The sequence below is a fragment of the Rhizobium sp. 9140 genome (genome assembly GCF_900067135.1).
GTDB lineage: Bacteria > Pseudomonadota > Alphaproteobacteria > Rhizobiales > Rhizobiaceae > Ferranicluibacter.
The window spans coordinates 1,447,133-1,472,019 of the sequence record NZ_FJUR01000001.1 but is presented as its reverse complement, the minus strand read 5'-3'; the positions used below and the strand labels follow the sequence as shown (position 1 = coordinate 1,472,019).

Below are 24,887 nucleotides of genomic sequence, written 5' to 3'. Positions count from 1 at the left end.
CCGCATCATGAGAGCCAATTTTCGCATGCAGCGCCTGTTCGTCGCGCCGGATCTCGTCTCCGACATCGCGGTCGAGACGACGAAGGACCAGTTCAACTATCTCGCCAACGTGCTGCGCATGGAGGAAGGCCGCGATCTCCTGCTGTTCAACGGGCGCGACGGCGAGTGGCGGGCGGAGATTTCCATGCCGACCCGCAAGCGCATGGCGCTGATCCCGAAGGAGCAGACGCGGTCGCAGTCTCCCCTGCCCGATCTCCACTATCTGTTCGCCCCCCTGAAGGTGGGACGGCTTGACTATCTCGTGCAGAAGGCGGTGGAGATGGGCGCGGGCCTTTTACAGCCCGTGATGACGCAGCATGTGCAGGGTCGCATCACCAGCCTGGAGCGCTTGCAGGCCAACGTCATCGAGGCCGCCGAGCAATGCGGCGTGCTGGCGGTGCCGCAGGTGCGCGAGCCGGTGCGGCTGGAGACGCTGCTGGAGACGTGGCCGCGCGACCGCCGCATCCTCTTCTGCGACGAAGGCGATGCCGGCGACAACCCGCTGCCGGTGCTGCGCGGGCTGACGGACGAGCGGTTCGCGCTGCTTGTCGGTCCGGAAGGCGGGTTTTCCGAGGCGGAACGCAATACCTTGCGCGGGCTCGACTTCGTGACGGCGATCCCGCTCGGGCCGCGCATCCTGCGGGCCGACACGGCAGCCGTCGCCGCCATGGCGATCCTTCAGGCGACGCTGGGCGACTGGCGCTGAAACGCCACAGGGTCCGCTAAATTTTGGAACGAAGGTTGAAATATTTTTGCTTGCACCGCATCTGAAAGCGGTTCAATCAGCCCATCATAGCTGCTCTCATACCCTGCTATCCGGCCGGGTTTCTCCGTTACCGAGACGATGCCCATGGCCCGCGATACCACCGACCAGACCCCGGTGACCTCCGTTTCCGAGTTGACCGAATATCTGGCAGGCGGCAACAAGCCGAAAGAGGCCTTCCGCATCGGCACCGAGCACGAAAAATTCGTGTTCTACACCGGCGACAACAGCCCTGTACCCTATGCCGGCGATGCCGGGATCCTGACGCTTCTGGAAGGCATGCAGGAGAAGACCGGCTGGGAGCCGATCATCGATGCCGGGCATCTGATCGGTCTCGTGGAGCCTACAGGCCGCGGCGCGATCTCGCTGGAGCCGGGCGGGCAGTTCGAGCTGTCGGGCGCGCCGGTGGAGACGCTGCACGAGACGTGCAGGGAATCCAACACCCATCTGGCGGTGCTGCGCGATATCGCCGAACCGCTCGGCATCCGCTTTCTCGGCATCGGCGGCAGCCCGAAATGGACGCTGGCGGACACCCCGCGCATGCCGAAGTCGCGCTACGACATCATGACCCGCTACATGCCGAAGGTCGGCAGCCAGGGCCTCGACATGATGTACCGGACCTGCACGATCCAGGTGAACCTCGACTTCTCCTCGGAAGCCGATATGGCCACCAAGATGCAGGTTTCGCTGAAGCTGCAGCCGCTGGCGACCGCGCTGTTTGCCAGCTCGCCCTTCACCGAGGGCAAGCCGAACGGCCTGCAATCGTGGCGCGGCGAGATCTGGCGGGATACGGACAATCAGCGCGCCGGCGTGCTGCCCGCGGCGCTGACCGGTCATTTCCGCTTCGAGCAATATGTCGAATGGGCGCTGGATGCACCAATGTATTTCGTCGTGCGCGACGGCCGCTACCACGACTGTACCCATGTGACCTTCCGCCAGTTCATGGGCGGCGCGCTGAAGGGCGAGCTTGCCGACGGGGAGCCCAATATGGGCGACTGGACCAATCATCTCTCGACGCTGTTTCCCGACGTGCGTCTGAAGCGTTTCCTTGAAATGCGCGGAGCGGACGGCGGTCCGTGGCGGCGCATCTGTGCCCTGCCCGCCTTCTGGGTCGGCTTGCTTTACGACGATGCCGCTCTGGCGAGCGCCGCCGAGCTGGTGAAGGACTGGACCTATGAGGACGTCATCGCACTGCGCGATGCCGTGCCCGCGCAAGGGCTGGATGCGACGGTGCGGGGCCGCAAGCTCGGCGAGATCGCGCGCGACGTGCTCTCGGTGTCGCGTGCCGGCCTGAAGGCGCGCAACCGGCTGAACGGCGAAGGGGTAGACGAGACCCATTTCCTCGCGCCGCTCGATGAGGTCGTCGCCCGCGGTACCACGCTCGCGCAGGAAATGCTGTCGCTCTACAAGGGCCGCTGGAACGGCTCGGTCGAACCTGTGTTCAAGGATTACGCCTACTGAGCGGCGCGCTATCCGTCGGCCCGGTTAGAAAGCAATTTCCTAACGTCTTTTTCCCGTTATAGTGCAGCAGAGAGCGCTGCCTGCAACAAGGATGAGACGATGATCCCCCTATTCGACATGATGATGCAGGCGCAGAACGGGCGTGCCATGGATGTCATGGCGCAGCAGTTCGGGCTGGCGCAGGAGCAGATGGCCAAGGCGACGGCCGCGCTGATGCCGGCCTTTTCCGCCGGACTGAAGACCAATGCCGCCAACCCCTACGATTTCGGCACGTTTCTCGCGTCGATGAGCAGTGGCGGCTATGCCAAATACTTCGAGGACATGACCAAGGCCTTCACCCCGCAGGGGCTGGCCGACGGACAGGCGGCGCTTGGGCAGATCTTCGGCTCGAAGGACATGACGGGCGCCGTGGCGGCGCAAGCCGCGCAACTGACCGGGATCGGGCAGGACATCTACAGGCAGATGCTGCCGGTGGTGGCGAGCGCCATCATGGGCGGGCTGTTCAAGCAGGCGACCGGGCAGATGAGCGCGCCGCCTTCCTTTGGCGACAACCCGTTCGGCCCGGCAATGCAGACCTGGCTGGAGACGATCGGCCTTGCCCGCAAGAAGGAGCCGCCGGCCATGCCGAACCCCTTCGACAACCCGTTCACGCAGGCGATGCAGGCTTTCTTCACACCGCCGAAGGCACCGGAAAAGCCACAGGCCGCAGCGGACATGTTCGCCGGCAACCCGTTCATGAAGGCCTTTCAGGACATGATGAACATGGCCTCGCCGCAAGGTCAGGGCCAGGCGAAACCCGCCGATGCCCCACCCGCGCCGAAGGCCCCTGTCGTCGATATGTTCAACACCATGTTCGACAGCGGCATCGAGGCGCAGAAGGAATATCAGAAGGCAATCGACGGCCTTTTCAAGCCGTTCCAGCCCAAAAGCTGAGGAGCCGGTTCATAAGCATAAAAAAGCCCGGCGCCGAACGGATCGGAACGCCGGGCAAGCGGCAGGGTCGTTGGCTATAACCCTGCGGGGAACGCGGATGATGCGAGCGGCCGCACCATCCGGGCGCCGCATGCCCGGGGAGAGCACGCGGCGCCAAAGAGGCTTGCCTCGCCGTCACCGGCCTCCGATCGGGGCGGGCTCACAGCGGCGGCGTCGTGTATCAGCGGGTGCGGGCATCCCGGTAATAGCGGTTGGCGCGCTCGCGGGCGGCCCGCGTCAGATGCCGGGTCGGGTCCTCAAAGAAGGCCGACATTGTGGCGTCGCGCACGTCATGCCGGCTGAGGCCGATATCGGCGAGTTGCCGGTCGTCGAGATCATGCAGATGGCCTGCGGCGCGGCGGTTCTTCAGGAGGCGCCAAACCGTCACGAGACCCTGCGTCAGCGCGGACAGGCGCAGCACGGCCGGCTTGCCGGCGAGGGTGAGATCAAGGGCGGTATCTGGCGTGCGCATTGGCTTTGCTCCTGAAAAGGCACGGGTCGGACATCCCGCGTCCTTGAATGGGCGCAGGTTGGATGGAGGTTGACCGAAGCATTGGCGCTGCGGGGGTTAAGAAGACGTTGTTTGCAGCCCGACAGTCGCAAATCGATATTGATCAGTCCAACGAATGTTTCTAATGGTATTCATCAAACAAACTTATAGGCACCGCCATGGCCTCTCCCCTCGACCTCGATCAGCTCCAGACTTTCGTCGCCATCGCCGACACGGGAAGCTTTACCCGGGCGGCCGAGCGGGTGTTCAAGACGCAATCGGCCGTGTCGATGCAGATGCGTCGGCTGGAAGAGCGGATCGGCAAGGCGCTGTTTGCCAAGGACGGGCGCGGCAACCGGCTGACGACCGAGGGCGAAAAGCTTCTCAACTATGCCCGCCGCATGATCCGCCTTAACAACGAGGCCGTCGCCGCCTTCGACGACAACCGGCTGGAGGGCACACTGCGCATCGGCACGCCGGACGACTATGCCGACCGCTATATGCCGGAAATCATCGTCCGCTTTGCCAAGACCCATCCGAACGTCGAGCTTTTCATCGTCTGCGAACCCTCGGTGGACCTGGCCGAGAAAATAGCGCGCGGTGAGCTCGATATCGCGCTCGTCACCCACAATCCCCGTATTCGCGCGTCCGACGTGGTGCGTACGGAGCCGCTCTGCTGGGTGAGCTCTGCCAATCACCCCCTGCCGGAAAACGCCTCGGTGCCGCTCGCCGTTGGCAAGCGCGACTGCTGCTGGCGTCAGGCCGCCTGCTCGGCGCTCGATGCAACCGGCAAGGAATACAACATCCTGTTTACGAGCTGGTCCTCGACGGTGGTTGCGGCCGCCGTCCTTGCCGGCATGGCGGTTTCGGTGCTGCCGGAATCGGCGCTGCGCAGCGGCATGAAGGTGCTGAGCCAGGCCGACGGCTTTCCCGCGCTCGCCCCTGTGCAGATCGGCATCATGAAGCGGCCGGGCCTATCCCCTTCGTTGTCCACCGCCATCAGCAACCACATCACCGCCTGCCTCGACAACATCACGCCGCAGGTCGCGGCCGATGATCTGGACGGCGACCTCAAGGGCCTCACGCGCATTCCCCGGACCCGGCAGAACCAGCTTCTCGCCGGCTGGTAGGCGGCCGACCCGTATCTGCTCCCTATGTCTGCGCGGTGCGTCTTCCGGGCATAGAACGAGAAGATATCCATATCCTTCAATCAACCGCTGGACGCACTCTTCAGCCTGCGCCATACTGTCCTTCATCGGGTCCGGAGACGGTTCCCGGCATCATTCCAGGGGGCTGATGCGCGGCGCACGGGCATGCTCCCGAGGGCCGGACACCAAGCCTCCGGCAGACATGGAATCGGGAAGACGGGAGTGACGGCGTCTCCGGGTGCATACGCTTTTTGAGCAGATGCACGTCGGGACCATCGAAAACCGCATGGCCGAAGGCCGGCGCGGGCTTCGTGAGCCGGACAGTCGAACCCCGATCGCACATTCGAGCCTGCCCGCGGCGAGACGCGACCCTGTGAGGATCGTTCCCACCTGCGGACCTTGAAACCGGTGCATGACTCTCTCGCGGGCGTTTGCGAGCGAGCCATGCCGTAGCGGAGCGATCCATGACCGCCTCAGTCCATCCCGTCGACCAGAAGCTTGCCCCCACCCTGCTTGCGCCGCTGGCGCTGCAGCACGTGCTCGTGATGTATGCGGGCGCCGTCGCCGTGCCGCTGATCGTCGGGCGCGCGCTCAATCTCGCGCCGGAGGAGGTCGCCTTTCTCATCAGCGCCGATCTTTTCGCCTGCGGCATCGCCACGCTCATCCAGTGCTTCGGCTTTCCCGGTGTCGGCATCCGTCTGCCGGTGATGATGGGCGTCACCTTCGCTTCGCTCGGGCCGATGCTCTCGATGGCGAACGCGCCGGATGTGGGGTTGCTCGGCATCTTCGGCTCGGTCATCGTTGCCGGGCTCTTCGGCATTCTCGTCGCGCCGTTCATCTCGCGGCTGCTGCCGCTGTTTCCGCCCGTCGTCACCGGCACCATCATTCTCGTCATCGGGCTTTCCCTGATGCGGGTCGGCATCAACTGGGCCGGCGGCGGTCAGCCGACGATGATGAAGATAGTCGATGGCGTACCCGGCGCCTTTCCCAACCCGAATTACGCGCAGCTGCCGGGGCTCGCCGTCGCCCTCTTCGTGCTCGTCGTCATTCTGGCTCTGCTGCGCTTCACAACCGGTTTCGCCCGCAACATCGCGGTTCTTCTCGGCATCGTCGCCGGCTGCGTGCTGGCCGGGGCGCTCGGCATGATGCATTTCGACAAGGTCGGTCAGGCCGCCTGGGTCGGCATCATCCTGCCGTTCCATTTCGGCGTGCCGCAGTTTCACCTCGTCCCCTCGATCACGATGTGCATCGTCATGATCGTGGTGATGATCTAATCGCTGGGCATGTTCCTCGCTTTGGGCGACATCACCGGCCGGACGATCACCCGCGACGCGCTGACGCGCGGCCTGCGCGCCGATGGCCTGGGAACGCTGATCGGCGGCATTTTCAATACCTTTCCCTACACGTCCTTCTCGCAGAATGTCGGCCTCGTCGGCGTCACCGGCGTGCGCAGCCGCTGGGTGACAGTGGCGGGCGGCGGCATCCTCATCGTGCTCGGCCTGCTGCCGAAGATGGCAGCGCTGGTGGAAGCCGTGCCGCAGGTGGTGCTCGGCGGTGCCGGCCTCGTGATGTTCGGCATGGTGGCCGCCACCGGCGCCCGCATCCTCGCAACCGTCGATTTCCGGACCAATGCCAACAACCTCTTCGTCGTCGCGATCTCCGTCGGCTTCGGCATGATCCCGATCGTCGCGCCCACCTTCTTCAAGGCCCTGCCGCACGATCTGCACCCGCTGCTGGAATCCGGCATCCTGCTGGCGGCGATCGTTTCGGTCTCGCTGAATGCGTTTTTCAATGGCGTGAAGAGCGAGGCGGAAGCGACCGCGGAGGCGGCCGTTGCAGCGGCTGCGGTGGAGCATGCCTGAGGCGCGGGTGGCGGGCTTGGGATAGAAAACAAAAAACCGGGAGCGTTTCCGCCCCCGGTCTCTTCAAACCGAAACCCTAACGCCGATTATTCGGCGGCGGCGGGCTGGTCGGCGCTGATCGTGTCGGCCTGATAGCCGTGCGCCTTGTTGAGCGCAGCGCGGACGCCGGCTTCGTAGTCGGGGTGAACCAGCTTGAAGTGGGCGAGCTGGCGCTCGACGATCTCGCCGGGAACGCCACCCATCGCAGCGGCGATGTTGGAGAACAGGCGGGCCTTCTGGTCGGCGTCGAACAGGTTGAACAGCGCCGTCACCTGAACGTAATCATTGTTGCCGTCACGGTGGTTGAAGCGGGCCATGTCGCCATCGATCCGCAGCGGCGGCTCGACAGCTGCGGGCTGCTCGACCGGGCCGTTGAACGAGTTGGGCTCGTAATAGGCATCCGGGTTACCGGTGCGGATACCGCCGAACGTGTTCATCTGACCATCGCGATGGTAGTGATGAACCGGGTTCTTCGGCTGGTTGACCGGAATGTGTTCGTAATGCGTGCCGAGGCGATGACGGTGTGCATCGGCATAGGAGAACACGCGGGCCTGGAGCATCTTGTCCGGCGAAAACGCGATGCCGGGAACGATGTTCGACGGCGAGAAGGCGGCGTTCTCGACTTCGGCAAAGTAGTTTTCCGGGTTGCGGTTCAGCTCCATCGTGCCGATCTCGATCGGCGGATATTCGCTGTGCGGCCAGACCTTGGTGAGGTCGAACGGGTTGTACGAGGTCTTCTCGGCATCCAGTTCCGGCATGATCTGAACCTGAACGGTCCAGCGCGGGTAGTTGCCTTCCTCGATCGAGCCGAACAGCGCTTCCTGGTAGGATTCGCGCGTCTTGCCGATGACCTGCTCGGACTCTTCGTTCGTGTAGAACTTGTGGCCGTGCTGGGTCTTGAAGTGGAACTTTACCCAGTAACGCTCGCCGGCGTCGTTCCAGAACGAGAAGGTGTGCGAGCCGTAGCCGTTCATGTGCAACGGCGAGGTCGGACAGCCGCGGTCGGACATCAGGATGGTGACCTGGTGCAGGCTTTCCGGCGAGAGCGACCAGAAATCCCACATGGCGGTTGCCGAACGCAGGTTCGTCTTCGGGTGGCGCTTCTGGGTGTGGATGAAGTCGGGGAACTTGTAGGGGTCGCGCACGAAGAACACGGGCGTGTTGTTGCCGACGAGGTCCCAGTTGCCTTCCGATGTGTAGAACTTCAGCGCGAAGCCGCGCACGTCGCGCTCGGCGTCCGCAGCACCCTGCTCACCGGCAACGGTGGAGAAGCGGGCCAGCATCGGGGTTTCCGCACCCGGCTGCAACACGGCGGCCTTGGTGTATTTGGAAATATCGCCGGTGATCTTCAGCGTGCCATAGGCACCCCAGCCCTTGGCGTGCACGGCGCGCTCCGGAATCCGCTCGCGGTTCTGGTGGGCCAGCTTTTCGATCAGCTGGTAGTCCTGCAACATGATGCCGCCCTTCGGGCCGGCCGTCAGCGAATTCTGGTTATCCGGCACGGGCGCGCCGGCGGTCGTCGTCATTGTCGGGCGATCAGTCATTTCGTCCTCCTGTCTGGACATGTCAGGGCCGGTCGTCCCGGTCCCGCTCGTTCATCGCCGGAGCACATGGGCGCTCCGGCACGTTCGGCTCGCAAGTCTCTCATCGAGCTTGCTGACCCAATTCCGCTTGCAAGGCCTCTGGAGCCTCTCCGGCCCCTAGGCCTGAGGCTTATCTTGATCGTCCAACATGCCGAAAATGCGACATGCGTCAGATATCAGACGCCAGATCCCCTTCTCGCATTCGGCATCGATAATTTCCAATTGTATTTCTTGTAATGTTCGATAGGAAATTCCGATCATGCTCACCGTTCGACAGATGCGCTATTTCGATGCCCTCGCCACCACGCGCCACTTCGGCCGCGCGGCCGAGATGGTCAATGTCAGCCAGCCCGCCCTCTCGGCGCAGATCGCCGAGATGGAGAAGGACCTCGGCGTCGGGCTGTTCGAGCGCAACCGCGCGGGCGCGCTGCTGACCCGGCAGGGCGAGGCTTTGCTGCCGGAGGTGCAGGCGATCCTGCGGTCGGTCGATGCGCTCTACGACCGGGCGCGGCAGGTCACCGGCATTCTCGAAGGACGGTTGCGTCTCGGCATCATTCCCACGGTTGCGCCCTATCTGGTGCCGGTGCTCATTCCCATGCTGCGGGAGCGGTTTCCCAAGCTCGAGATCGAATTGCGCGAGTTGCTCACCTCGGGATGCGTCGACGATGTAAAGGCCGGGCGGCTCGACTGTGCCATCGTGGCGCTGCCGCAGAACGAGGAGACGCTGGAAACGCTGCTGCTGTTCCAGGACCGGTTCCTCATCGCCACAGCGGACGACGAGAGCACCGTGCTGCTGTCGCCGATGACGGAGGCGCAGATGGATGTCGACCGGCTGCTGCTGCTGGAAGAAGGGCACTGCCTGCGCGATCAGGCGCTCTCCGTCTGCGGCGCATCGGCCGGGCGGCGGGTGGCAAACTACGGCGCGACCTCCATGGCGACGCTTTTGCAGATGGTGAGCCACGGCATGGGCATCACGCTCATTCCGGAGATCGCGGTGAAGGAGGAGCGCGGCCGCAGCCGCATGCGCATCGTACCCTTTGCCGAACCGCAGCCATCGCGACAGATCGGGCTCGTCTGGCGCGGCCGCTCGCGGCGGACCGCCGATCACCGCGCGCTGGCGGAGGTGGTCATCGACGCCTCTGCAAAGCTGCTCGAATGAGCTGAAACCTACCGCATGCCCCAGCCATGGCTGACCATCAACGACTGGCCGGTCAGGGCATTGGTCTCGAAAGCCGCGAGGAACAGCGCGACATTCGCCACGTCCTCGATGGTCGTGAACTCGGTATCGACGGTGCCGCCCAGCATGACGCGCCTGACGACCTCCTCCTCCGAAATGCCAAGGGCGTTCGCCTGTTCCGGGATCTGCTTTTCCACCAGCGGCGTCTTCACGAAGCCGGGGCAGATGACGTTGGAGCGCACCCCATGCGGGCCACCCTCCTTGGCGACCACGCGGGCGAGACCGAGCAGGCCGTGCTTGGCGGTGACATAGGCCGACTTCAGCGGCGAGGCTTCGTGGGAGTGGACGGAGCCCATGTAGATCAGCGCACCGCCGCCCTGCCGCTTCATGTGCGGCATGCAGGCCTTGGTGGTGAGGAAGGCGCCGTCGAGGTGGATGGAGAGCATCTTTTTCCAGTCCTCGAACGGGAAATCCTCGATTTTGTGGACGATCTGGACGCCGGCATTGGAGACGAGCACATCGACACGGCCCCATTTCTCCACGACCGCGGCAACACCGGCATTGACCGCATCCTCCGACGTCACGTCCATCGCAAGGCCGACGGCCTCGCCGGGGCCGGAGGCGGTGAGGTCCGCGGCGGTGGCCTGCGACGCCTCAAGCTTCAGGTCGGCGATGGCGACGCGGGCGCCTTCGGCGACATAGCGCGCCGCGATGGCCCGGCCGATGCCGCTGGCGGAGCCGGTGACGATGCAGACCTTGTCTTTCAGTTTCATGATGCTCTCCCTCGATAGCAGGTCCTGTGGGCCTTGACCGAACGATAGCGGCTTCACGGATGGGGTAAAGCCGGCAGGTCCGGGAAATGTACCGAACGATCAAAGGATGTGAACGGCGAGCAGCAGCCAAAGAAGCGCATTCGTGAAGAAGCCGGCGACGAACAGGCGGTGACGCAGCATCAGCCGATTGGAGGTCATGTGCACGAAGGCATGGCCGTATCGGGAGAGGACGAAGAGCCATGCCGCGGACACCGTCAGGATGGACACGCCGTCGGTGACATAAAGAAGCGTGCAGACGAGGTAGAAAAGGACGGGAAGCTCGAACTGGTTGGTGAGGTTGCGCGCGACGGTGGCGCTCGTTTCCGGCTCGACGGAGGGGATCAGGAAATCGCGGGCGCGGGCCGTTCCCTGCCGCACGGCGCCGAAGCGGCGTTTTCCCATCACGCCATAGACGATGTAGACGAGCAGAACCTGGGCGATCACGGGCCAAATCATGGCGGTATTGGTCATGCGGCTTGTTCCCCTCGCCCGATCATCGATCCGATATATCCGGGAGAAGTAGGTGAGGCTCTTCTAAAGGAAAGGGAGCCGCGCGGCTTGCGTGCGGCTCCCTTTGTAATTCAGAAGATTCTAAAAATCACGCACCGGGATAGTTGGGGCTTTCGCGCGTGATCGTCACATCGTGGGCATGGCTTTCGCGAAGGCCGGCGCCGGAGATGCGCACGAAGGTGGCGCGCTCCTGAAAGTCCTTCAGCGTCTTACCGCCGACATAGCCCATGGAGGCCTTGAGACCGCCGGCCAGTTGGTGGAGGACGCCGGAGACCGGGCCTTTGTACGGCACCTGACCTTCGATGCCTTCCGGCACGAGCTTCAGCGTGTCGCGCACCTCCGCCTGGAAGTAACGATCCGCGGAGCCCCGCGCCATGGCGCCGACGGAGCCCATGCCGCGATAGGCCTTGAAGGAGCGGCCCTGGTGAAGGAAGACCTCGCCCGGGCTTTCATCCGTGCCGGCCAGCAGCGAGCCGATCATGACGGCGGAGGCACCGGCGGCAATCGCCTTGGCCAGGTCGCCCGAGAACTTGATACCGCCATCGGCGATGACGGGAATATCGGCGGACTGCGCGGCCTCGACGGCCGACATGATGGCGGCCAGCTGCGGCACGCCGACACCGGCGACGATACGTGTGGTGCAGATGGAGCCCGGGCCGATGCCGACCTTGACGGCGTCCGCGCCCGCGTCGATCAGCGCCCGGGTGCCGTCGGCGGTCGCGACGTTGCCGGCCATGATGCGAACCGAGTTCGACATCGTCTTGACGCGCGTGACGGCATCGAGAACGCGCTGGGAGTGGCCATGCGCCGTGTCGATGACGATGAGGTCGATGCCGGCGTCGATCAGGCGCTCGGCGCGCTCGATGCCATCGTCGCCGACAGAGATGGCGGCTGCGGCCCGCAGGCGGCCCTGCGCATCCTTCGACGCATTGGGGTTCAGCTGCGACTTCTCGATGTCCTTGACCGTGATCAGGCCGACGCAGCGGCCGTCGCCGTCCACCACCAGCAGCTTTTCAATGCGGTGGGTGTGCAGCAGGCGCTTGGCTTCCTGCTGATCGACGTTTTCCTTCACCGTGATGAGGTTTTCGCGCGTCATCAGCTCATAGATGCGCTGGCCGGGATCGGAGGCGAAACGGACGTCGCGATTGGTGACGATGCCGACGAGACGGCCGGGCTTATTGCCCTTGCCGGCATTCTCGACGACCGGAATGCCGGAAATGCCGTAGGTCTTCATCAGGCCGAGCGCGTCTGCAAGCGTTGCCTCCGGGCCGATCGTCACGGGGTTGACCACCATGCCGCTCTCGAACTTCTTGACCTGGCGGACCTGTTCGGCCTGCTCGACCGGGGAGAGATTGCGGTGGATGACGCCGATGCCGCCAGCCTGGGCCATGGCGATGGCAAGACGGCCTTCCGTCACCGTATCCATGGCGGACGAGAGGATCGGCAGGTTGAGCTCGATATCCTGGGCGATGCGGGTAGCGATGTTGGTCTGGCCCGGCATGACCTCGGAATGACCGGGCTGCAGGAGGACGTCATCGAAGGTCAGAGCCTCCAGACCGGTAGCCGTTTCGATAATGCGCGCCATGGGCCAATTCCTTTAAAAATGTGCAAGGCGCCCGGACGGACGGGTTCCGGCGGGAGCGTCGCCTGCCGGTCATCCTGGGAGGGGAATGACGGCAAGTGTTTCATGGAAGTTGGCGAGGGCACGTAACACGGATGTGACGGGATGGAAACAGAAAAAGCCCTGCGAGCCCGGAGCGGTCCCGCAAGACCGGTGGAGAAGCATTTTCAGTTTTTATTAGCCGTGCCTTTTGGATTGAAATTAAGCTGCGTCCGGTAGACCTCTCCTCACGGCGCCTCGGAAGAAGGGTGACCGGCGAAACAGAGATAACAGGGACCAACACAATGACCGCACTGCGCAAGCGAGCCCACGCTCAGGAAACACGTTTCGTACGTGAAGAAGAACTGACCTTTCGCGCCGAAGCGCGCCGTAACGCGCTGATCGGCCTGTGGGCCGCCGCCATGATCGACCGGCCGGATGCCGAAGCCTATGCGCGTGGCATCGTGGATGCCGGCGTGGAAAACCCGAACGGCGTGATCGACCGGTTGCACAGCGACTTCGAAGCCGCTGGCGTGATCTTCCTGGAAGACGATATTCGCGACCGCATGACAAGCATGCTGCGCTCGCTGCGCGACGAGATGTACGCCGCTTGACGGGCTGCCTGCGTCAAAGGACGCAGGTGATCAACCGTCAGAGATACAGTTGATACGACGCCGGCACGAAGCGGTAGCCGGCGTCCACCTTTTCGGCATAGCCGACGGCCGGGAACGGCATGTGGTAGCCGATGAAGGGCAACCGCTCGGAGGCCACCATGTCGAACACCTTGCGGCGCGATACGGCCGCCTTTTCCTTGTCCATGTCGAACTTAACCTGCCAGTCCGGCTGCTGCAGCGACAGGACATAGTGATTGGCCGTATCGGCCGTCAGCATGAGATCCTTGCCCTGCGACGAGACGCGGAAGACCATGTGGCCGGGCGAGTGGCCGAAGGCGGCCATGGCGGTGATTCCAGGCGCGACATCGGCGCCATCGCCGATCAGCGTCGCCTTTTCCACGAGCGGCACGACGTTCTTGAGCACGGCCTTGTGTCCGCCTTCGGCGGGCGATCCCATGCGAGCGGGGTCCTTCCAGAAAGCGAGTTCCGCCTCACCCATGGCATAGCGCGCATTGGGGAAGGCAGGCTTGCCGCCTTCCATCAGGCCGTTGATATGATCGCCATGCATGTGGGTGAGAACCACGAGCGTGATGCTTTCCGGCGGATAGCCCGCAGCGCGCAGGCCCTCCAGCAACAGGCCGGTGCCGGCGGCGCGTCCTGCTTCGCCATTGCCGGTGTCGAACAGCACGACCTCCGAACCGGTCTCCACGACCACGGGCGAAAAGCCGTTGGCAAAGCGGTCGGTCGGCAGGAAGTTTTTTTCCAGAAGTGCGGCCACGGCCTCCGGCGGCTGGTCGATGCCGAAGGTCTCGCTCGGCTTGTCAGCAAGCCGCAGGCCGTCGCTGACGACGGTGACGGTGAAATCGCCGAGCTTGAAGCTCGAGCTCTTGCCGCCCGGCGTGGCCTTCGGCGTTTCCTTCGCACCCTTCCCCGCCGCATCCTGCGCAAAGGCGGCGCGCTTCATGATGAGGGGCGCAGCCAGCGCGCCGATGGCGGTTGCAGCAAAGAGGGCGCGCCGGCCGAGGGAAAATCCGTGCATCGATCGTTTCCTTTGTCTTTGAGCCTTCAGGCCCGGTCGCGGGGTGTGATCGTCCGCATCCGACCATGGATCGCGGCTATGAGCCATCCTGCATCGTGCGTGATCGCGCTGGTAGAAGCGCCCAAGGTAGCGCAAGACGCACGCCTTGACAGAACGTGTGTTACGCCTTCACAGGAAATTGACTATCGCGTGAGAGGAGACACGGGACTTTCGTGTTTCCGTTTCTATCTCCCTCGCCATACAACCTCGCAAGACCGCATGCCCCCGCGCACCGGCATCTGCTCCCCTACCGTAGCGGCCATCCCCGGCATTCTCCGCCGGGCGCCCCAGAAGCCGTCGAAAAGGCTTGCCTTCGCATGAACCGCATCGTTCCGCTGATCCTCGCCGTCGCTCTCTTCATGGAGCAGATGGACTCCACCGTTATCGCGACCTCCCTGCCCGCCATCGCCCGCGACCTCGGCGTCGGCCCGATCACGCTCAAGCTGGCGCTGACCTCCTACATGGTGTCTCTCGCGATCTTCATTCCTCTGAGCGGCTGGATGGCCGACCGGTTCGGCGCCAAGCGCATTTTCCGCTCGGCCATCCTCGTCTTCATCGTCGGCTCCATTCTCTGCGCCATCTCCGGCGATCTCGTGTCCTTCGTCGGTGCGCGCTTCCTGCAGGGCATGGGCGGCGCGATGATGACACCCGTGGCGCGGCTGGTGCTGGTGCGCAGCACGCAGCGCAGCGAACTGGTGAGCGCGATGGCGCTGCTCAGCATTCCCGCGCTGACGGGGCCGCTCGCAGGCCCGCCGCTCGGCGGCTTCATCACCACCTATTTTTCCTGGCACTGGATCTTCATCATCAATGTTCCCGTCGGCATTCTCGGCTACATCCTGTCGGGCATCTACCTGCCCGAGGTGATCAGCGACCGGCCGCCGCCGATCGACGTCACCGGCTTTTTCCTCAGCGCCATTGCCGCCTCCGGCACCATGTTCGGCCTGTCCGTCATGAGCCTGCCGGCCCTGCCGCCGAGCGTCGGCGCGATGTCAGCCGGCATCGGCATTCTCTGCGGCTTTCTCTATGTGCGCCACGCCCGGCACCACCCAGCGCCGCTGCTCGACCTCGCCCTCTTCAAGGACAGCGCCTTTCGCGCCGCGGCCATCGGCGGCACGCTCTTCCGCATCTCCATCGGCGCCATTCCGTTCCTCATGCCGCTGATGCTACAGGTCGGTTTCGGCCTGTCGCCCTTCCAGTCGGGCATGATCACCTTCGTCGGCGCCATCGGCGCGCTGACTACGAAGTTCTTTGCCAAGCGGGTGCTGATTTTCGCCGGCTTTCGCACGACGCTGATCATCGCGGCGCTGATCGGCACCGTTCTGACCTTCGTCAACGGCCTCTTCACGCCGGCCACGCCCTATCTCGTCATGTGCCTCGTGCTGCTGATCGCCGGCTTTGCCCGCTCGTTCTTCTTCACCAGCATCAACGCCCTCTCCTTCGCCGACATCCCCGACGCGATGGCCAGCAAGGCGACTGCGATGAGCGCCGTGCTGCAACAGATGAGCCTTGCGCTCGGCGTCGCTGTTGCCGGCGCTATTCTGGAAGTGGAAAACCGCTGGACCGGCACCCAGCTGGAACTCGGCGATTTCCAGCTCGCCTTCATGCTGATCTCCGCGATCACCCTCACCTCCGTCATCCCCTTCATCGGCATGGCGAAAACCGCCGGCGCCGAAGTGTCCGGTCATGGCGCTGCAGCGCGGGAAAAGGGCGAGGCGCAACTGGAGTCGCTGGCGGGGAAGTAGCTTAAGGGCTTTACGGGAAGAGCGCGCACCTTCATGAGTGGGTTCACCGGCGTGTGGAAACGTCGCCCGGTCGCCCCGCTTAGTCCTCTTCGTGCTCGGTCACGTCCTCGCGCTCGTCGCGAAAGGTCTGGCCTTCCGCCCGGAGATCGTCGTGATCCGAGATGCCCTCGCGCCGGCCCTTGAAGTCCTTTGCCAGCAGGAACATCTCGACCGATTCGGCACGGGACGAGGCGGGCTTGATGTGCAGGACCTGGCGGAAATTCTGCTTCAGGAGGTTCAGAAGCTCGCGCTCCGTGCCGCCCTGGAAGGTCTTGGCGAGAAAGTGCCCGCCGGGGCCGAGCACATCGATGGCGAAGTGGGCCGCGACCTCGCAGAGGTGCATGGTGCGGATATGGTCGGTCTGGCGGTGGCCGGTGGTGGGGGCCGCCATGTCGGAGAGAACGAGATCCGGCGTGCCGCCCAGCGCATCCATAATGGCGTCGGGAGCGGAGGGATCGAGAAAATCGAGCTTCAGGATGATGACGCCGGGCAGCGGATCGACATCGAGAAAATCGATCGCCACAACGCGCGGGTCCGTATCCGTCGAGCTTGTGACCTTGGCGGCGATCTGCGACCAGCTGCCGGGGGCCGTGCCCAGATCGATGATGCGCTTCGCGCCGTTGAGGATCTTGTGCTTCTCGTCGATCTCCAAGAGCTTGAAGGCCGCGCGGGCGCGATAGCCTTCCAACTGAGCGCGCTGCACATAGGGATCGTTGATGTGGCGCTCGATCCAGCGCCGCGACGACGCCTTCAGCTTGCCCTTCTTCACCCTCTGCCCGAGTTTGCGTCCGGTCCGATTGCCGCCGATGGGGGGCTTGGTCATGAGCTTCGGCCCTCCTCGGAGCCAGTTTGCGGGCCGGGACGCGACAGGCGGCGGCCTCGACCGCGGCGCCAGACGCCGTCATCGGCCATCATATCCGTCAAAAGGCCTTCGCGCAGCCCACGATCAGCTACCCGCATGCGGGTCGACGGCCAGCGGCGGCGAATGGCTTCCAGAATGGCACAGCCGGCGAGAACGAGATCCGCCCGATCCGGCCCGATACAGGGATTGGCCGCACGCGCCGCGAAATCCCAGGAGAGCAGACGCGCCTGCATGGCGGAGACCTCGTCGTCCGACAGCCAGAGCCCGTCCACCCGGCGACGATCGTAGCGCGGCAGGTCGAGATGCACGCCGGCGAGCGTGGTGACCGTGCCGGACGTGCCGATGAGGTGGAAATCATCCGCCGCACGCACGGCCTCGATCTCCGGGCAGTCGAAACGATCGAGCATGCCGGAGACTTCGCGGATCATGCCCTCGAAGCTTTCCGGCGTGACGTCGCGCCCGCCATGGCGCTCCGACAGCGTGACGACGCCGACCGGCAGCGAGGTCCAGTGGGTGATGTGATTGGCAAGCCGGCTCGATCGGTTGTCGCCGATGTGCAGCACCGCGATTTCCGACGAGCCGCCGCCGATATCGAACAACACCACGGAGCGCGCCTCGCGCCCGACCAGCGATGCGCAGCCGGATACGGCCAGCCGCGCCTCGGTTTCCCGGTCGATGATCTCGAGCTCGAGACCGGTTTCCGCCGTGACCCGATCCATGAAGATCACGCCGTTTTCGGCAGCGCGGGCCGCTTCGGTCGCGATCAGCCGGCTACGGCGGATATTGCGATGCCCAAGCTTCGCCGCGCAGATCTTCAGCGCCTCGACCGAGCGGTTCATGGCGTCCTCGGACAGGCGGCCGCTGGCCGCAAGGCCCTCGCCGAGCCGCACGATTCGGGAGAAGCCATCCACAACGCGGAACTGCCCCGGTCGCGTCGGCTGCGCAATGAGGAGGCGGCAATTGTTGGTGCCGAGATCGAGCGCCGCATACAGCGGCGGCGGGCCGGAATCGTCGCCTTCGACCGTATCCGTGCGCCCGTTGGAGGCTGCGGCGCGGTTTCCGGGGTTGAAGCCGGGGCCTGGCCGCGCGGCGTACTCGCCCTCCGCCGCCGATCCATGATGCCCGCCCTGCCCTGCGCCATTGGCGCCGCGCCCGTGCCCCGCATGATCGGACGTCTTGGTGATCGCCCCATGCGCGTGCGGGCCACCACGGGCTCCGCCCTGATTCATGCCCTGTTCGAAACGCTGATGCCCGGAATGGCCGCTTTGCTGCGACACCGGGCGACCGGGCGCGCCAGCCTGCGAAGCGGAATCCGAATGCGCCGCCGTCCCGGCACCACCCTGAACGCCCGGATTGCGGCCCTGCCGCTGGCCCGCCGACGCGCGACCGTCACTACCGGGCGCGCCGACGCGGTCGCGCCCGGACCTGACGACATCCGTGCCCTGCAGCGGACGCGCCTGGGCATTGCGGCGATGACGATGCTTGTGATTGCGGTGGCCCTTGCCGGCCGGTTCCGCCCCCCGTCCCTGCCCGGGCTTCGAACCGTTGCCAGTGGACGCGCCCTGTGCCGCCGATCCTCCATCGGGATGGCTGCGCGAAGCACCGGCCGCGGCGCCCGCATCCTGTGCCGCAGCACCGGCACCCGCGTGATCATGACTGCCCGCTTCGTCGTGCCGCTCGATCGACCGGCGACCGGAAGCGTGACGCGAACCCTCGAACGCGCCGCCGCGATGCGCATCTCCATCGCGTGGATCCCGCGACTGGAGAATACGTGTCGGGCCGTCCTGGGTTCGGGCATCCTGCGTTTGAGCGCCTCGGACATGCGGGTCCGAGCCGGACGCCCTGATGTCGGCGCCGTGAACCGCACCATCGCCATGCCAAGCGCCACGACCCTGCGCAGAGCCTGGAGACGCGGTCTTCGTGCGCCGCCGCCGTTTGCGTTTGCGCACGGGTTCGCCGTCCAGAACAGTGTGTGCGGAATGGCCTGCTCCGGATACGGAGGGGCCTTGGTTATGGGGGGAGCTGGCATGTGCGGAGCCCTTGCGCGCCGCCTTACGACGCCTGCGCTTGGCTTTGCCGGACCCGGGGATGGTTTGCCCCGGGTTTCCGGCCGCTGCCGACGCCCCGCTCTCATACGGCGTATCGCCGTGCTCGGGGTCTTTCACTGATCTTACCACCGCGTCGCGCGAAGCCTAAACCGGTCGCTCAAGACGCTCTCTCGATTTTCGTTGTCCCGACTCTACCAGCGCGCCCGCCTTTCGCCAACTGCTTTTTCCCGAACGACAATCCACCCCGCCAAACCGCTCCGTTTCCCCCCTAAAACCTCCCGGCTCCCCAAACAAAAACCACCCCATTCGACCATCCCGCAAAGTTTTTCAAAAACCCCCTTTGCATCCCGCCTCCTTTTGTCTATAAGCCCGGCACACCGACGGGCACAGCCCGCGCGTTGGGGAATAGGTTAACGGTAGACCCACGGACTCTGACTCCGTTAGTCCTGGTTCGAATCCAGGTTCCCCAGCCAATTCTTGTCAAATCTCATTTTTTGCTCTTAGTTTCTGTCATGCTGGATTCCGTATCTGCGTTTTGACGACCTGATGCCATGCGGCCCTAAGCAGTGTGCGTCTCCCGAAGTCCCGTGCATTGCCGACGACCTGCTGATGGGACGAGGTCGCTATCCCTTCCCGGAACATTGGCTTCCGGCCGGCGTTTCGATCAGGAAACCAAGGAGAAGCGACATGGCCGACAAAGGCAGGGCTGGCGAACAGGGTCATACGGACCGCAATCTTGATATTCATGATGAGGACGTGACGCCGATCGGGAGCGAGGCGGAGTTGAGAGGCAAGGATGGGGATGATACGGAGCCGGATGATGTCATGTCGGCGGCTGCGCGTCGGGAGGCGGTTCGGTTAAAGGGGGACGTTTTTCTGGTACAGTCCGATCTGGAAGATGCCGATCAGCGCGAAGCGACGCCGGGTGTGCGTGAGCAGGACTGACCTTTTTCTCGAGGGTGATTTTGCACGGTGAGAAGCGAGCGGCGGGGGTAGAACTCTGCCGCTCGCTTTTGCGTTTGCCGTCCTTGTCAGACGAGCCCAAGGGGCGTGTCAGGAACATTAGCTTTAACAGTGCGTTTTCTCTGCATGTGCCGATAGTCGGCAAAACGACAAGGAGGAAGCTGTCATGAACCAGCGTTTTGATCCGAATGAAAAGCGCCCCGCAAATCCTACGTCCTGGCCTGCCGACGATGCGGCGAGAGCCGAGCAGGCTGCCCGTACGGACGCGGCGACGATGCGCCCAACTGCCGGGATCGATCCGGTGACGGCGGCACCGCTCGGCGATCCGTTGGTCCAGCGTCCGCTGGATCCGGCAGCACCGACGGCGCGGACCCGTCGCAGCAACTGGCCGGTCCTGATCATTCTGCTCGCCGGTCTCGTGCTGGCACTGCTGGTATGGTTGCCTGCGGAAATGTCGAACGACGCGTCCGACACGGCGATACAGCCTGCACCTGCCAGCCAGACGGCAACGCCACCGGCATCAGAGGTGCCTTCCGCCACCGATACGCAGACTCCCGCAACGGTACCGGCCGCAACCCCGCCTGCGGCAACTGCCCCGGCCGAGACAGCTCCGGTTACCCCGCCGGCCGCAACCGGCACGGCTCCAGCGACGGGTACTGCGCCAAGCACGGCTCCATAAGTTCGGTGTGAAGCATGGTAAGTGATTGTTGAAAAGGGAAAAAGCGAGGCTGGAAGGTCTCGCTTTTTTCGTGGCGCGTTTTTTCCACACGCCGAACATATTGCTCTGGCCGGTAAGAATGCAGACAGTCTCCTTCAGATAGCCGAGGTACTGGACCGCGCCTTTATGATGGGCACCGGCTTCTCTCCCATCTCATGCTGAGAAGCCGCTGTCATCTGGACGTGGCAATCGTGCGGATCATCGGCCGGACATAATCCGCCGTCGGTCGAACCAAAGCCTCGCTCAGCGGTTTACCCAGGCGAAACGACCAGATCGAGGATCCTGACGATGATCGAGAAGACCACACGCCGTGAAGAAGACTATCGTGATTATGAAGACCGCGACCTGAAGGAGGGTTGGCCATATGCCGACGACGTCTCCGGCTCCCCGGTCGATGTCGCCAACCGCTCATATGGCGAGACGCCGGAGAGTTTTGACGAGTCTGGCAATCCAGGCTTCGAGACATCGGACGAGACGGTTCGCATCGGCCATGGAGGTCCGGATATTCTGCGTGACGATCCGGAGGCCGACACCGATGACGACGGCTTGGAAGAGGCACTTTCCAACGCGCTTGAAGAGCATGAGATCGACACCTCCGCCGTCGAGATCAAAGTTTTGCGCGGCGTTGCCGAACTGTCCGGCGAGGTCGAGACGGCAGCCGATCGTCGCGCGGTCGAGGAACTCGCATACCGTATTCCCGGCATTTCCAAGGTGCGGAACGACCTGACGACGATCGCCGTCGATGCGGCATTCCCGAGCGGGTTGAACGATTGAGATCCTGCCGGCGTGTACGGTGCTTATCCGGCGTCGCTGCATAAGCATTTGCCTACGCTCAGTGTCTCGGACTATGGGCATTGGAAAGTCTGTCTGCGCGGTCCTTTTCGGCCGCGCTGTTTTGTGTCTGGCGCGTTGGGGGTGACGATGGACGATGTGGACGAGGCGCGCGGGGCGCCGTTTCAGACGACGGCGTTCGTCACCGGGCTCGGGCGCGGCATTGCGGGCGCGCTCCTCTTTGCACTGCCCATGCAGATGACGATGGAGATGTGGGATCTCGGCTTTGCCATGGATCGCTTCCGGCTTGCGCTGCTTCTCGTTATCACCGTGCCGCTGCTTGTGGGTATCGCGCATCGCATCGGTTTCGAGAAGACGTTTTCCTGGCGCGAAGATATTCGCGATGCCATGATCGCCTATGCGATCGGCATTCTCGCCAGCGCGATGATCCTCACTCTGTTCAAGCTGCTGACGCCGGAAACGGCCGAGCAGGATTTCCTCGGCAAGATTGCTCTGCAGGCCGTTCCCGCCGGCATCGGCGCGCTTCTCGGCCGCAGCCAGCTCGGCACGGATCCCGACGACGCGGAAGATGAGCCGGACAGCGGCTACGGCGCCGAACTCTTCATGATGGCCGTAGGTGCGCTGTTTCTCAGCCTCAACATGGCTCCGACGGAAGAGATGATCCTGATTTCCTACAAGATGACGCCGTGGCATGCGCTTGCGACCATCGCCCTGTCCATCCTCGTCATGCACGCCTTCGTCTATGCCGTTTCGTTCAAGGGCGGGCACGAGCTGAAGGATACGCCGGGATGGCACGCGCTGACCCGGTTCACCCTTCCCGGCTACGTCATCGCGCTGCTGGTCAGCCTTTATTGCCTGTGGAGTTTCGGCAGGCTGGACGGGTCAGGCTCCATGCCGGCCTTGATGTCCACCATCGTGCTCGGCTTTCCCGGCGCGATCGGCGCTGCTGCCGCACGGCTGATCCTATGAGGTTCTGATGGCAGGTTCCCGCCGCAAGATCGTTCGCCGGCACCCGCACTGGATCGAGTGGACCACCGGCCTGCTCTCCACCGCGCTCGTCGCCTCCATGACCGGCATGATTCTTTACCACGGCCTGACCGCCAGAGATGCGGCACCGGAGCTTAGCGTCACCATCACCGCACAAAGGCCGACGGTGCAGGGCTTCGAGATTTCCTTCATCGTCTCTAACGCCGGCAAGAAGACGGCTGCCGGCGTGCCTGTGACGGGACGGCTGCTGGATGGTGAGCAACGGGAGGTGGAGATGCGGGAGGTGACAATCGATTATGTGCCCGCTCAGTCTCAGGTGGAAGGTGCCCTTATGTTTTCTGCGGATCCCGGCACCTATCGGCTGGATATTCATGCGTCCGGTTACCGCGACCCCTGATCTCTTTTTCCGCTGATCTCGTCATCAGTGAACGTGGTCGGCCATGGCCTCGCGGGTCGCGGCGATGTGGGCGGTCACGGCCTGATGCGCCGTGGCGGGATCGGCATAGACCTCGCCATCGAGCGGCCAGACGTGGAACTTGACGGCCATGAAGCGTAAGCCGCGCGCGTGCGGCATCAAGGTACCGACGGCTTCGCCGGCAATCTCAACGATCTGTTTTTGCATGTCTATCTCCCGCCGCCTTGCCCCGGCAGCCCATCTCGTCACAGCCACGGCAGACTGTCGTGGCGCGGACACAACGGCCTTTCGTGTGCAGCGACGTTGAAACGGCAGGAGCGCCCTATCGTTCCGTGCCCGATATCAAACAAACTTGTCCGCACCACGAGGTCACTTGATGGCAGCCGGCTTCGCGAAGGCGCGGGCTCAGGCGACGAAGCGTTCCGGACGATAGGGGCCGAGATCGACGATGGTCGTGCGTTCGCCGGTCATCTTTTCGGCCAGCGCTCGACCGGTGACGGGGCCAAGGGTCATGCCGTGATGAGCATGGCCGAAGGCAAACCACAGGCCTTCGTGCCGCGGCGCCTTGCCGATGATGGGCATCATGTCCGGGGTGCAGGGCCGCGCGCCCATCCACGGCTCCTCGTCGCGGCGTTCGGCGAGCGGGAAGAAGTCGCGGGCGACGCGTTCGGCGCGGGCGAGCTGAACCGGCGTCTTCGGCGCATCGCGGGTCGCAAACTCTGCGCCGGTCGTGAGCCGGATTCCGCGCAGCATGGGTGCGAGGAAGTATCCCTTCTCGGCATCGAGCACCCAGTTGTTCAGCCGTTCGCCCTCCTGCGTGCCGTAATGCATATGGTAGCCACGCTTGACCGCAAGCGGGTAGCGGTAACCCAGCTTGCGGGTGACGGTATCCGCCCACGGACCGAGGGCCACGACGACCTCAGCCGCCTCGATCGGTCCATCCGGCGAAGCGATACGCCAGCCGGGACCTTCCAGAACGTGCTCGAGCGTTGCGGCATCGCCTGCGACCAGGCGCCCGCCGAGGGACTGGAAATAGGTGAGGTAGGCCTTGTTCAGGCTATGGGGATCGCGGATCGACCACGGGTCGGTCCAGCGCAGACCGCCGGCGAGGCCGATGCGGATCGAGGGTTCCAGTGCCTTGACGTCGCTCGGCGAGAGCTTCTGGTGATTGACGCCGAAGCCGGCCGACAGGCGCTCGGCCTCCTTATAGGCAGCATCGCGGGCGGCATCCGTGCGGAAAACCTTCATCCAGCCATCGCGCTGGATGAGGTTGTCGGCACCCGACGCCTTGATAAGGTCGGCATGTTCGGTGATCGAGTTCTCGATCAGCGGCGCATAAAGCCTTGCGATATGCTGGTGCTGGGTGAAGCCTGAATTCCACCAGTAGCGCACCAGAAACGGCACGAGACCCGGCAGGGCCTTCAGGTGGTAATGGGCGTCGATGGTATTATTAAGGGCATAGCGGAACAGAGCGCCGAAATCATGCGGGAAGCCGTAGGGCACGACGCCCTCCCGCTGGATAAGGCCGGCATTGCCGAAGGAGGTTTCCTCCCCCGCCCCGCGGCGGTCGACGAGCAGAACCGATTTTCCGCGCCGCGCAAGATGGATCGCCGTGGACAGGCCGACAATCCCTGCACCCAGAACCGCCACATCCGTCTTCATCGTGCTCAACTCCATGTTCCCAGCGTGTCGCGTCTTTGTGCCTATGTCAGCATTTTCCGGACGTTCCGCAACAGGGCTAATGAGGAATTCGCTGCTCGGCCGCTCTTGCCGCACAACGAAAAAGGGAGTGGCGAACCACTCCCTTTCCGACGATATCCGACCGTCGTTTCCGTCAAGGCTCAGGTGCGGCGGCGCATCAAGCTTGCGACGAGCGAAATGACGAGGAAGGCAAGAAACAGGAAGAATAGGATCTGCGCAATACCGGCAGATGCGCCGGCAATGCCGCCGAAACCGAGAACACCTGCAATGATGGCAACGACGAGAAAAACAAGTGCGTAGTACAGCATGGCTTCTTCCTCCGATGAATTCATGCTCACAAACGCATCACAATATCGTTTGTTCCCTCAGTGCCTGTAATGCGAAGGTTGCCGGCAGGATTGAGGTGATGACTGCGCGGTACGAGGCCATAGGTAAAAACTGGAAAAATCGGGATCTTTTATCTGCGCATTCA

At 63.9% G+C, this 24,887-nt stretch carries 23 protein-coding genes, 1 tRNA gene and 1 pseudogene; 14 read left to right on the top strand and 11 right to left on the bottom strand.

Features of this window, described 5'->3' with window-relative positions; translation table 11 throughout:
• Positions 1-7 precede the first annotated feature (7 nt).
• From GA0004734_RS06820 to GA0004734_RS06810, 3 genes are all read left to right on the top strand, one after another.
• Positions 8-745 carry a 16S rRNA (uracil(1498)-N(3))-methyltransferase gene (locus GA0004734_RS06820; RefSeq protein WP_092932335.1) on the top strand — a complete coding sequence of 246 codons (738 nt, stop codon included), beginning with the start codon at positions 8-10 and terminating at the stop codon, positions 743-745.
• Positions 746-889: 144 nt separating this feature from the next.
• Complete coding sequence (locus GA0004734_RS06815) at positions 890-2,263, top strand: glutamate--cysteine ligase (RefSeq protein ID WP_092932333.1); 1,374 nt, start codon at positions 890-892, stop codon at positions 2,261-2,263.
• Between the two features lie 99 nt (positions 2,264-2,362).
• On the top strand, positions 2,363-3,196 hold the full coding sequence (locus GA0004734_RS06810; protein WP_092932331.1) for a DUF937 domain-containing protein: 834 nt from the start codon (positions 2,363-2,365) through the stop codon (positions 3,194-3,196).
• Between the two features lie 220 nt (positions 3,197-3,416).
• On the opposite strand, the gene GA0004734_RS06805 is transcribed toward GA0004734_RS06810, so the two are convergent.
• Entirely contained in the window at positions 3,417-3,707 is a 291-nt protein-coding gene (locus GA0004734_RS06805) for a DUF1127 domain-containing protein (protein ID WP_092932329.1), read from the bottom strand.
• Between the two features lie 197 nt (positions 3,708-3,904).
• Here GA0004734_RS06805 and GA0004734_RS06800 point away from each other — a divergent pair, with 197 nt between their 5' ends.
• Positions 3,905-4,855 (top strand): LysR substrate-binding domain-containing protein, encoded by a 951-nt coding sequence (locus tag GA0004734_RS06800; RefSeq protein ID WP_092932327.1) that lies wholly within the window; start codon positions 3,905-3,907, stop codon positions 4,853-4,855.
• Positions 4,856-5,337: 482 nt separating this feature from the next.
• Positions 5,338-6,735, top strand: a pseudogene (locus GA0004734_RS06795) (nucleobase:cation symporter-2 family protein).
• Positions 6,736-6,821: 86 nt separating this feature from the next.
• On the opposite strand, the gene katA reads toward GA0004734_RS06795, so the two are convergent.
• Positions 6,822-8,318: a catalase KatA gene (katA, locus tag GA0004734_RS06790; RefSeq protein ID WP_092932325.1), complete on the bottom strand. Its 1,497-nt coding sequence runs from the start codon at positions 8,316-8,318 to the stop codon at positions 6,822-6,824.
• 298 nt (positions 8,319-8,616) lie between these two features.
• Between katA and GA0004734_RS06785 the strand changes: the two genes are divergently transcribed.
• The gene (locus GA0004734_RS06785) at positions 8,617-9,516 is read left to right on the top strand and encodes a hydrogen peroxide-inducible genes activator (RefSeq protein ID WP_092932323.1); all 900 of its coding nucleotides are present in this window, start codon (positions 8,617-8,619) and stop codon (positions 9,514-9,516) included.
• 8 nt (positions 9,517-9,524) lie between these two features.
• Here the strand turns inward: GA0004734_RS06785 and GA0004734_RS06780 are convergent, their stop codons facing one another.
• The 3 genes from GA0004734_RS06780 to guaB all read right to left on the bottom strand — a co-directional run bounded on the left by GA0004734_RS06780 (position 9,525) and on the right by guaB (position 12,441).
• Complete coding sequence (locus tag GA0004734_RS06780; protein WP_092932321.1) at positions 9,525-10,307, bottom strand: 3-hydroxybutyrate dehydrogenase; 783 nt, start codon at positions 10,305-10,307, stop codon at positions 9,525-9,527.
• A 99-nt stretch (positions 10,308-10,406) separates the two neighbouring features.
• Positions 10,407-10,817 carry an MAPEG family protein gene (locus tag GA0004734_RS06775; RefSeq protein ID WP_092932319.1) on the bottom strand — a complete coding sequence of 137 codons (411 nt, stop codon included), beginning with the start codon at positions 10,815-10,817 and terminating at the stop codon, positions 10,407-10,409.
• A gap of 127 nt (positions 10,818-10,944) precedes the next feature.
• Positions 10,945-12,441 carry an IMP dehydrogenase gene (guaB, locus tag GA0004734_RS06770; protein WP_092932317.1) on the bottom strand — a complete coding sequence of 499 codons (1,497 nt, stop codon included), beginning with the start codon at positions 12,439-12,441 and terminating at the stop codon, positions 10,945-10,947.
• A 320-nt stretch (positions 12,442-12,761) separates the two neighbouring features.
• Between guaB and GA0004734_RS06765 the strand changes: the two genes are divergently transcribed.
• Positions 12,762-13,070 carry an ATPase inhibitor subunit zeta gene (locus GA0004734_RS06765; protein WP_092932315.1) on the top strand — a complete coding sequence of 103 codons (309 nt, stop codon included), beginning with the start codon at positions 12,762-12,764 and terminating at the stop codon, positions 13,068-13,070.
• A gap of 37 nt (positions 13,071-13,107) precedes the next feature.
• Here GA0004734_RS06765 and GA0004734_RS06760 read toward each other — a convergent pair whose 3' ends face one another.
• Complete coding sequence (locus GA0004734_RS06760) at positions 13,108-14,109, bottom strand: MBL fold metallo-hydrolase (RefSeq protein WP_092932313.1); 1,002 nt, start codon at positions 14,107-14,109, stop codon at positions 13,108-13,110.
• A 356-nt stretch (positions 14,110-14,465) separates the two neighbouring features.
• Between GA0004734_RS06760 and GA0004734_RS06755 the strand changes: the two genes are divergently transcribed.
• Positions 14,466-15,890 carry an MFS transporter gene (locus tag GA0004734_RS06755; RefSeq protein ID WP_092932311.1) on the top strand — a complete coding sequence of 475 codons (1,425 nt, stop codon included), beginning with the start codon at positions 14,466-14,468 and terminating at the stop codon, positions 15,888-15,890.
• 79 nt (positions 15,891-15,969) lie between these two features.
• Here GA0004734_RS06755 and GA0004734_RS06750 read toward each other — a convergent pair whose 3' ends face one another.
• Both GA0004734_RS06750 and GA0004734_RS06745 read right to left on the bottom strand, forming a co-directional pair.
• Positions 15,970-16,752, bottom strand: coding sequence for an RlmE family RNA methyltransferase (locus tag GA0004734_RS06750; RefSeq protein ID WP_092932309.1), 783 nt, complete (start codon positions 16,750-16,752; stop codon positions 15,970-15,972).
• Positions 16,749-18,239 carry a Ppx/GppA phosphatase family protein gene (locus GA0004734_RS06745; RefSeq protein ID WP_092936000.1) on the bottom strand — a complete coding sequence of 497 codons (1,491 nt, stop codon included), beginning with the start codon at positions 18,237-18,239 and terminating at the stop codon, positions 16,749-16,751. The genes GA0004734_RS06750 and GA0004734_RS06745 overlap by 4 nt, the downstream gene beginning before the upstream one ends.
• A gap of 999 nt (positions 18,240-19,238) precedes the next feature.
• Between GA0004734_RS06745 and GA0004734_RS06740 the strand changes: the two genes are divergently transcribed.
• The 6 genes from GA0004734_RS06740 to GA0004734_RS06715 all read left to right on the top strand — a co-directional run bounded on the left by GA0004734_RS06740 (position 19,239) and on the right by GA0004734_RS06715 (position 22,696).
• Positions 19,239-19,312: transfer RNA gene (locus GA0004734_RS06740), tRNA-Gln, on the top strand.
• 214 nt (positions 19,313-19,526) lie between these two features.
• Complete coding sequence (locus GA0004734_RS06735) at positions 19,527-19,784, top strand: hypothetical protein (protein WP_092932307.1); 258 nt, start codon at positions 19,527-19,529, stop codon at positions 19,782-19,784.
• A 184-nt stretch (positions 19,785-19,968) separates the two neighbouring features.
• The gene (locus GA0004734_RS06730) at positions 19,969-20,481 is read left to right on the top strand and encodes a hypothetical protein (RefSeq protein WP_092932305.1); all 513 of its coding nucleotides are present in this window, start codon (positions 19,969-19,971) and stop codon (positions 20,479-20,481) included.
• Positions 20,482-20,808: 327 nt separating this feature from the next.
• Entirely contained in the window at positions 20,809-21,294 is a 486-nt protein-coding gene (locus tag GA0004734_RS06725; RefSeq protein WP_092932303.1) for a BON domain-containing protein, read from the top strand.
• 147 nt (positions 21,295-21,441) lie between these two features.
• On the top strand, positions 21,442-22,281 hold the full coding sequence (locus GA0004734_RS06720; RefSeq protein ID WP_092932301.1) for a TIGR02587 family membrane protein: 840 nt from the start codon (positions 21,442-21,444) through the stop codon (positions 22,279-22,281).
• 7 nt (positions 22,282-22,288) lie between these two features.
• Positions 22,289-22,696 carry a TIGR02588 family protein gene (locus GA0004734_RS06715; protein WP_092932299.1) on the top strand — a complete coding sequence of 136 codons (408 nt, stop codon included), beginning with the start codon at positions 22,289-22,291 and terminating at the stop codon, positions 22,694-22,696.
• A gap of 24 nt (positions 22,697-22,720) precedes the next feature.
• On the opposite strand, the gene GA0004734_RS06710 is transcribed toward GA0004734_RS06715, so the two are convergent.
• From GA0004734_RS06710 to GA0004734_RS06700, 3 genes are all read right to left on the bottom strand, one after another.
• Positions 22,721-22,921 (bottom strand): hypothetical protein, encoded by a 201-nt coding sequence (locus GA0004734_RS06710; RefSeq protein ID WP_092932297.1) that lies wholly within the window; start codon positions 22,919-22,921, stop codon positions 22,721-22,723.
• 198 nt (positions 22,922-23,119) lie between these two features.
• Positions 23,120-24,376 (bottom strand): NAD(P)/FAD-dependent oxidoreductase, encoded by a 1,257-nt coding sequence (locus GA0004734_RS06705; protein WP_092935999.1) that lies wholly within the window; start codon positions 24,374-24,376, stop codon positions 23,120-23,122.
• A gap of 179 nt (positions 24,377-24,555) precedes the next feature.
• Complete coding sequence (locus GA0004734_RS06700; protein WP_092935997.1) at positions 24,556-24,723, bottom strand: DUF1328 domain-containing protein; 168 nt, start codon at positions 24,721-24,723, stop codon at positions 24,556-24,558.
• Positions 24,724-24,887: the final 164 nt, after the last annotated feature.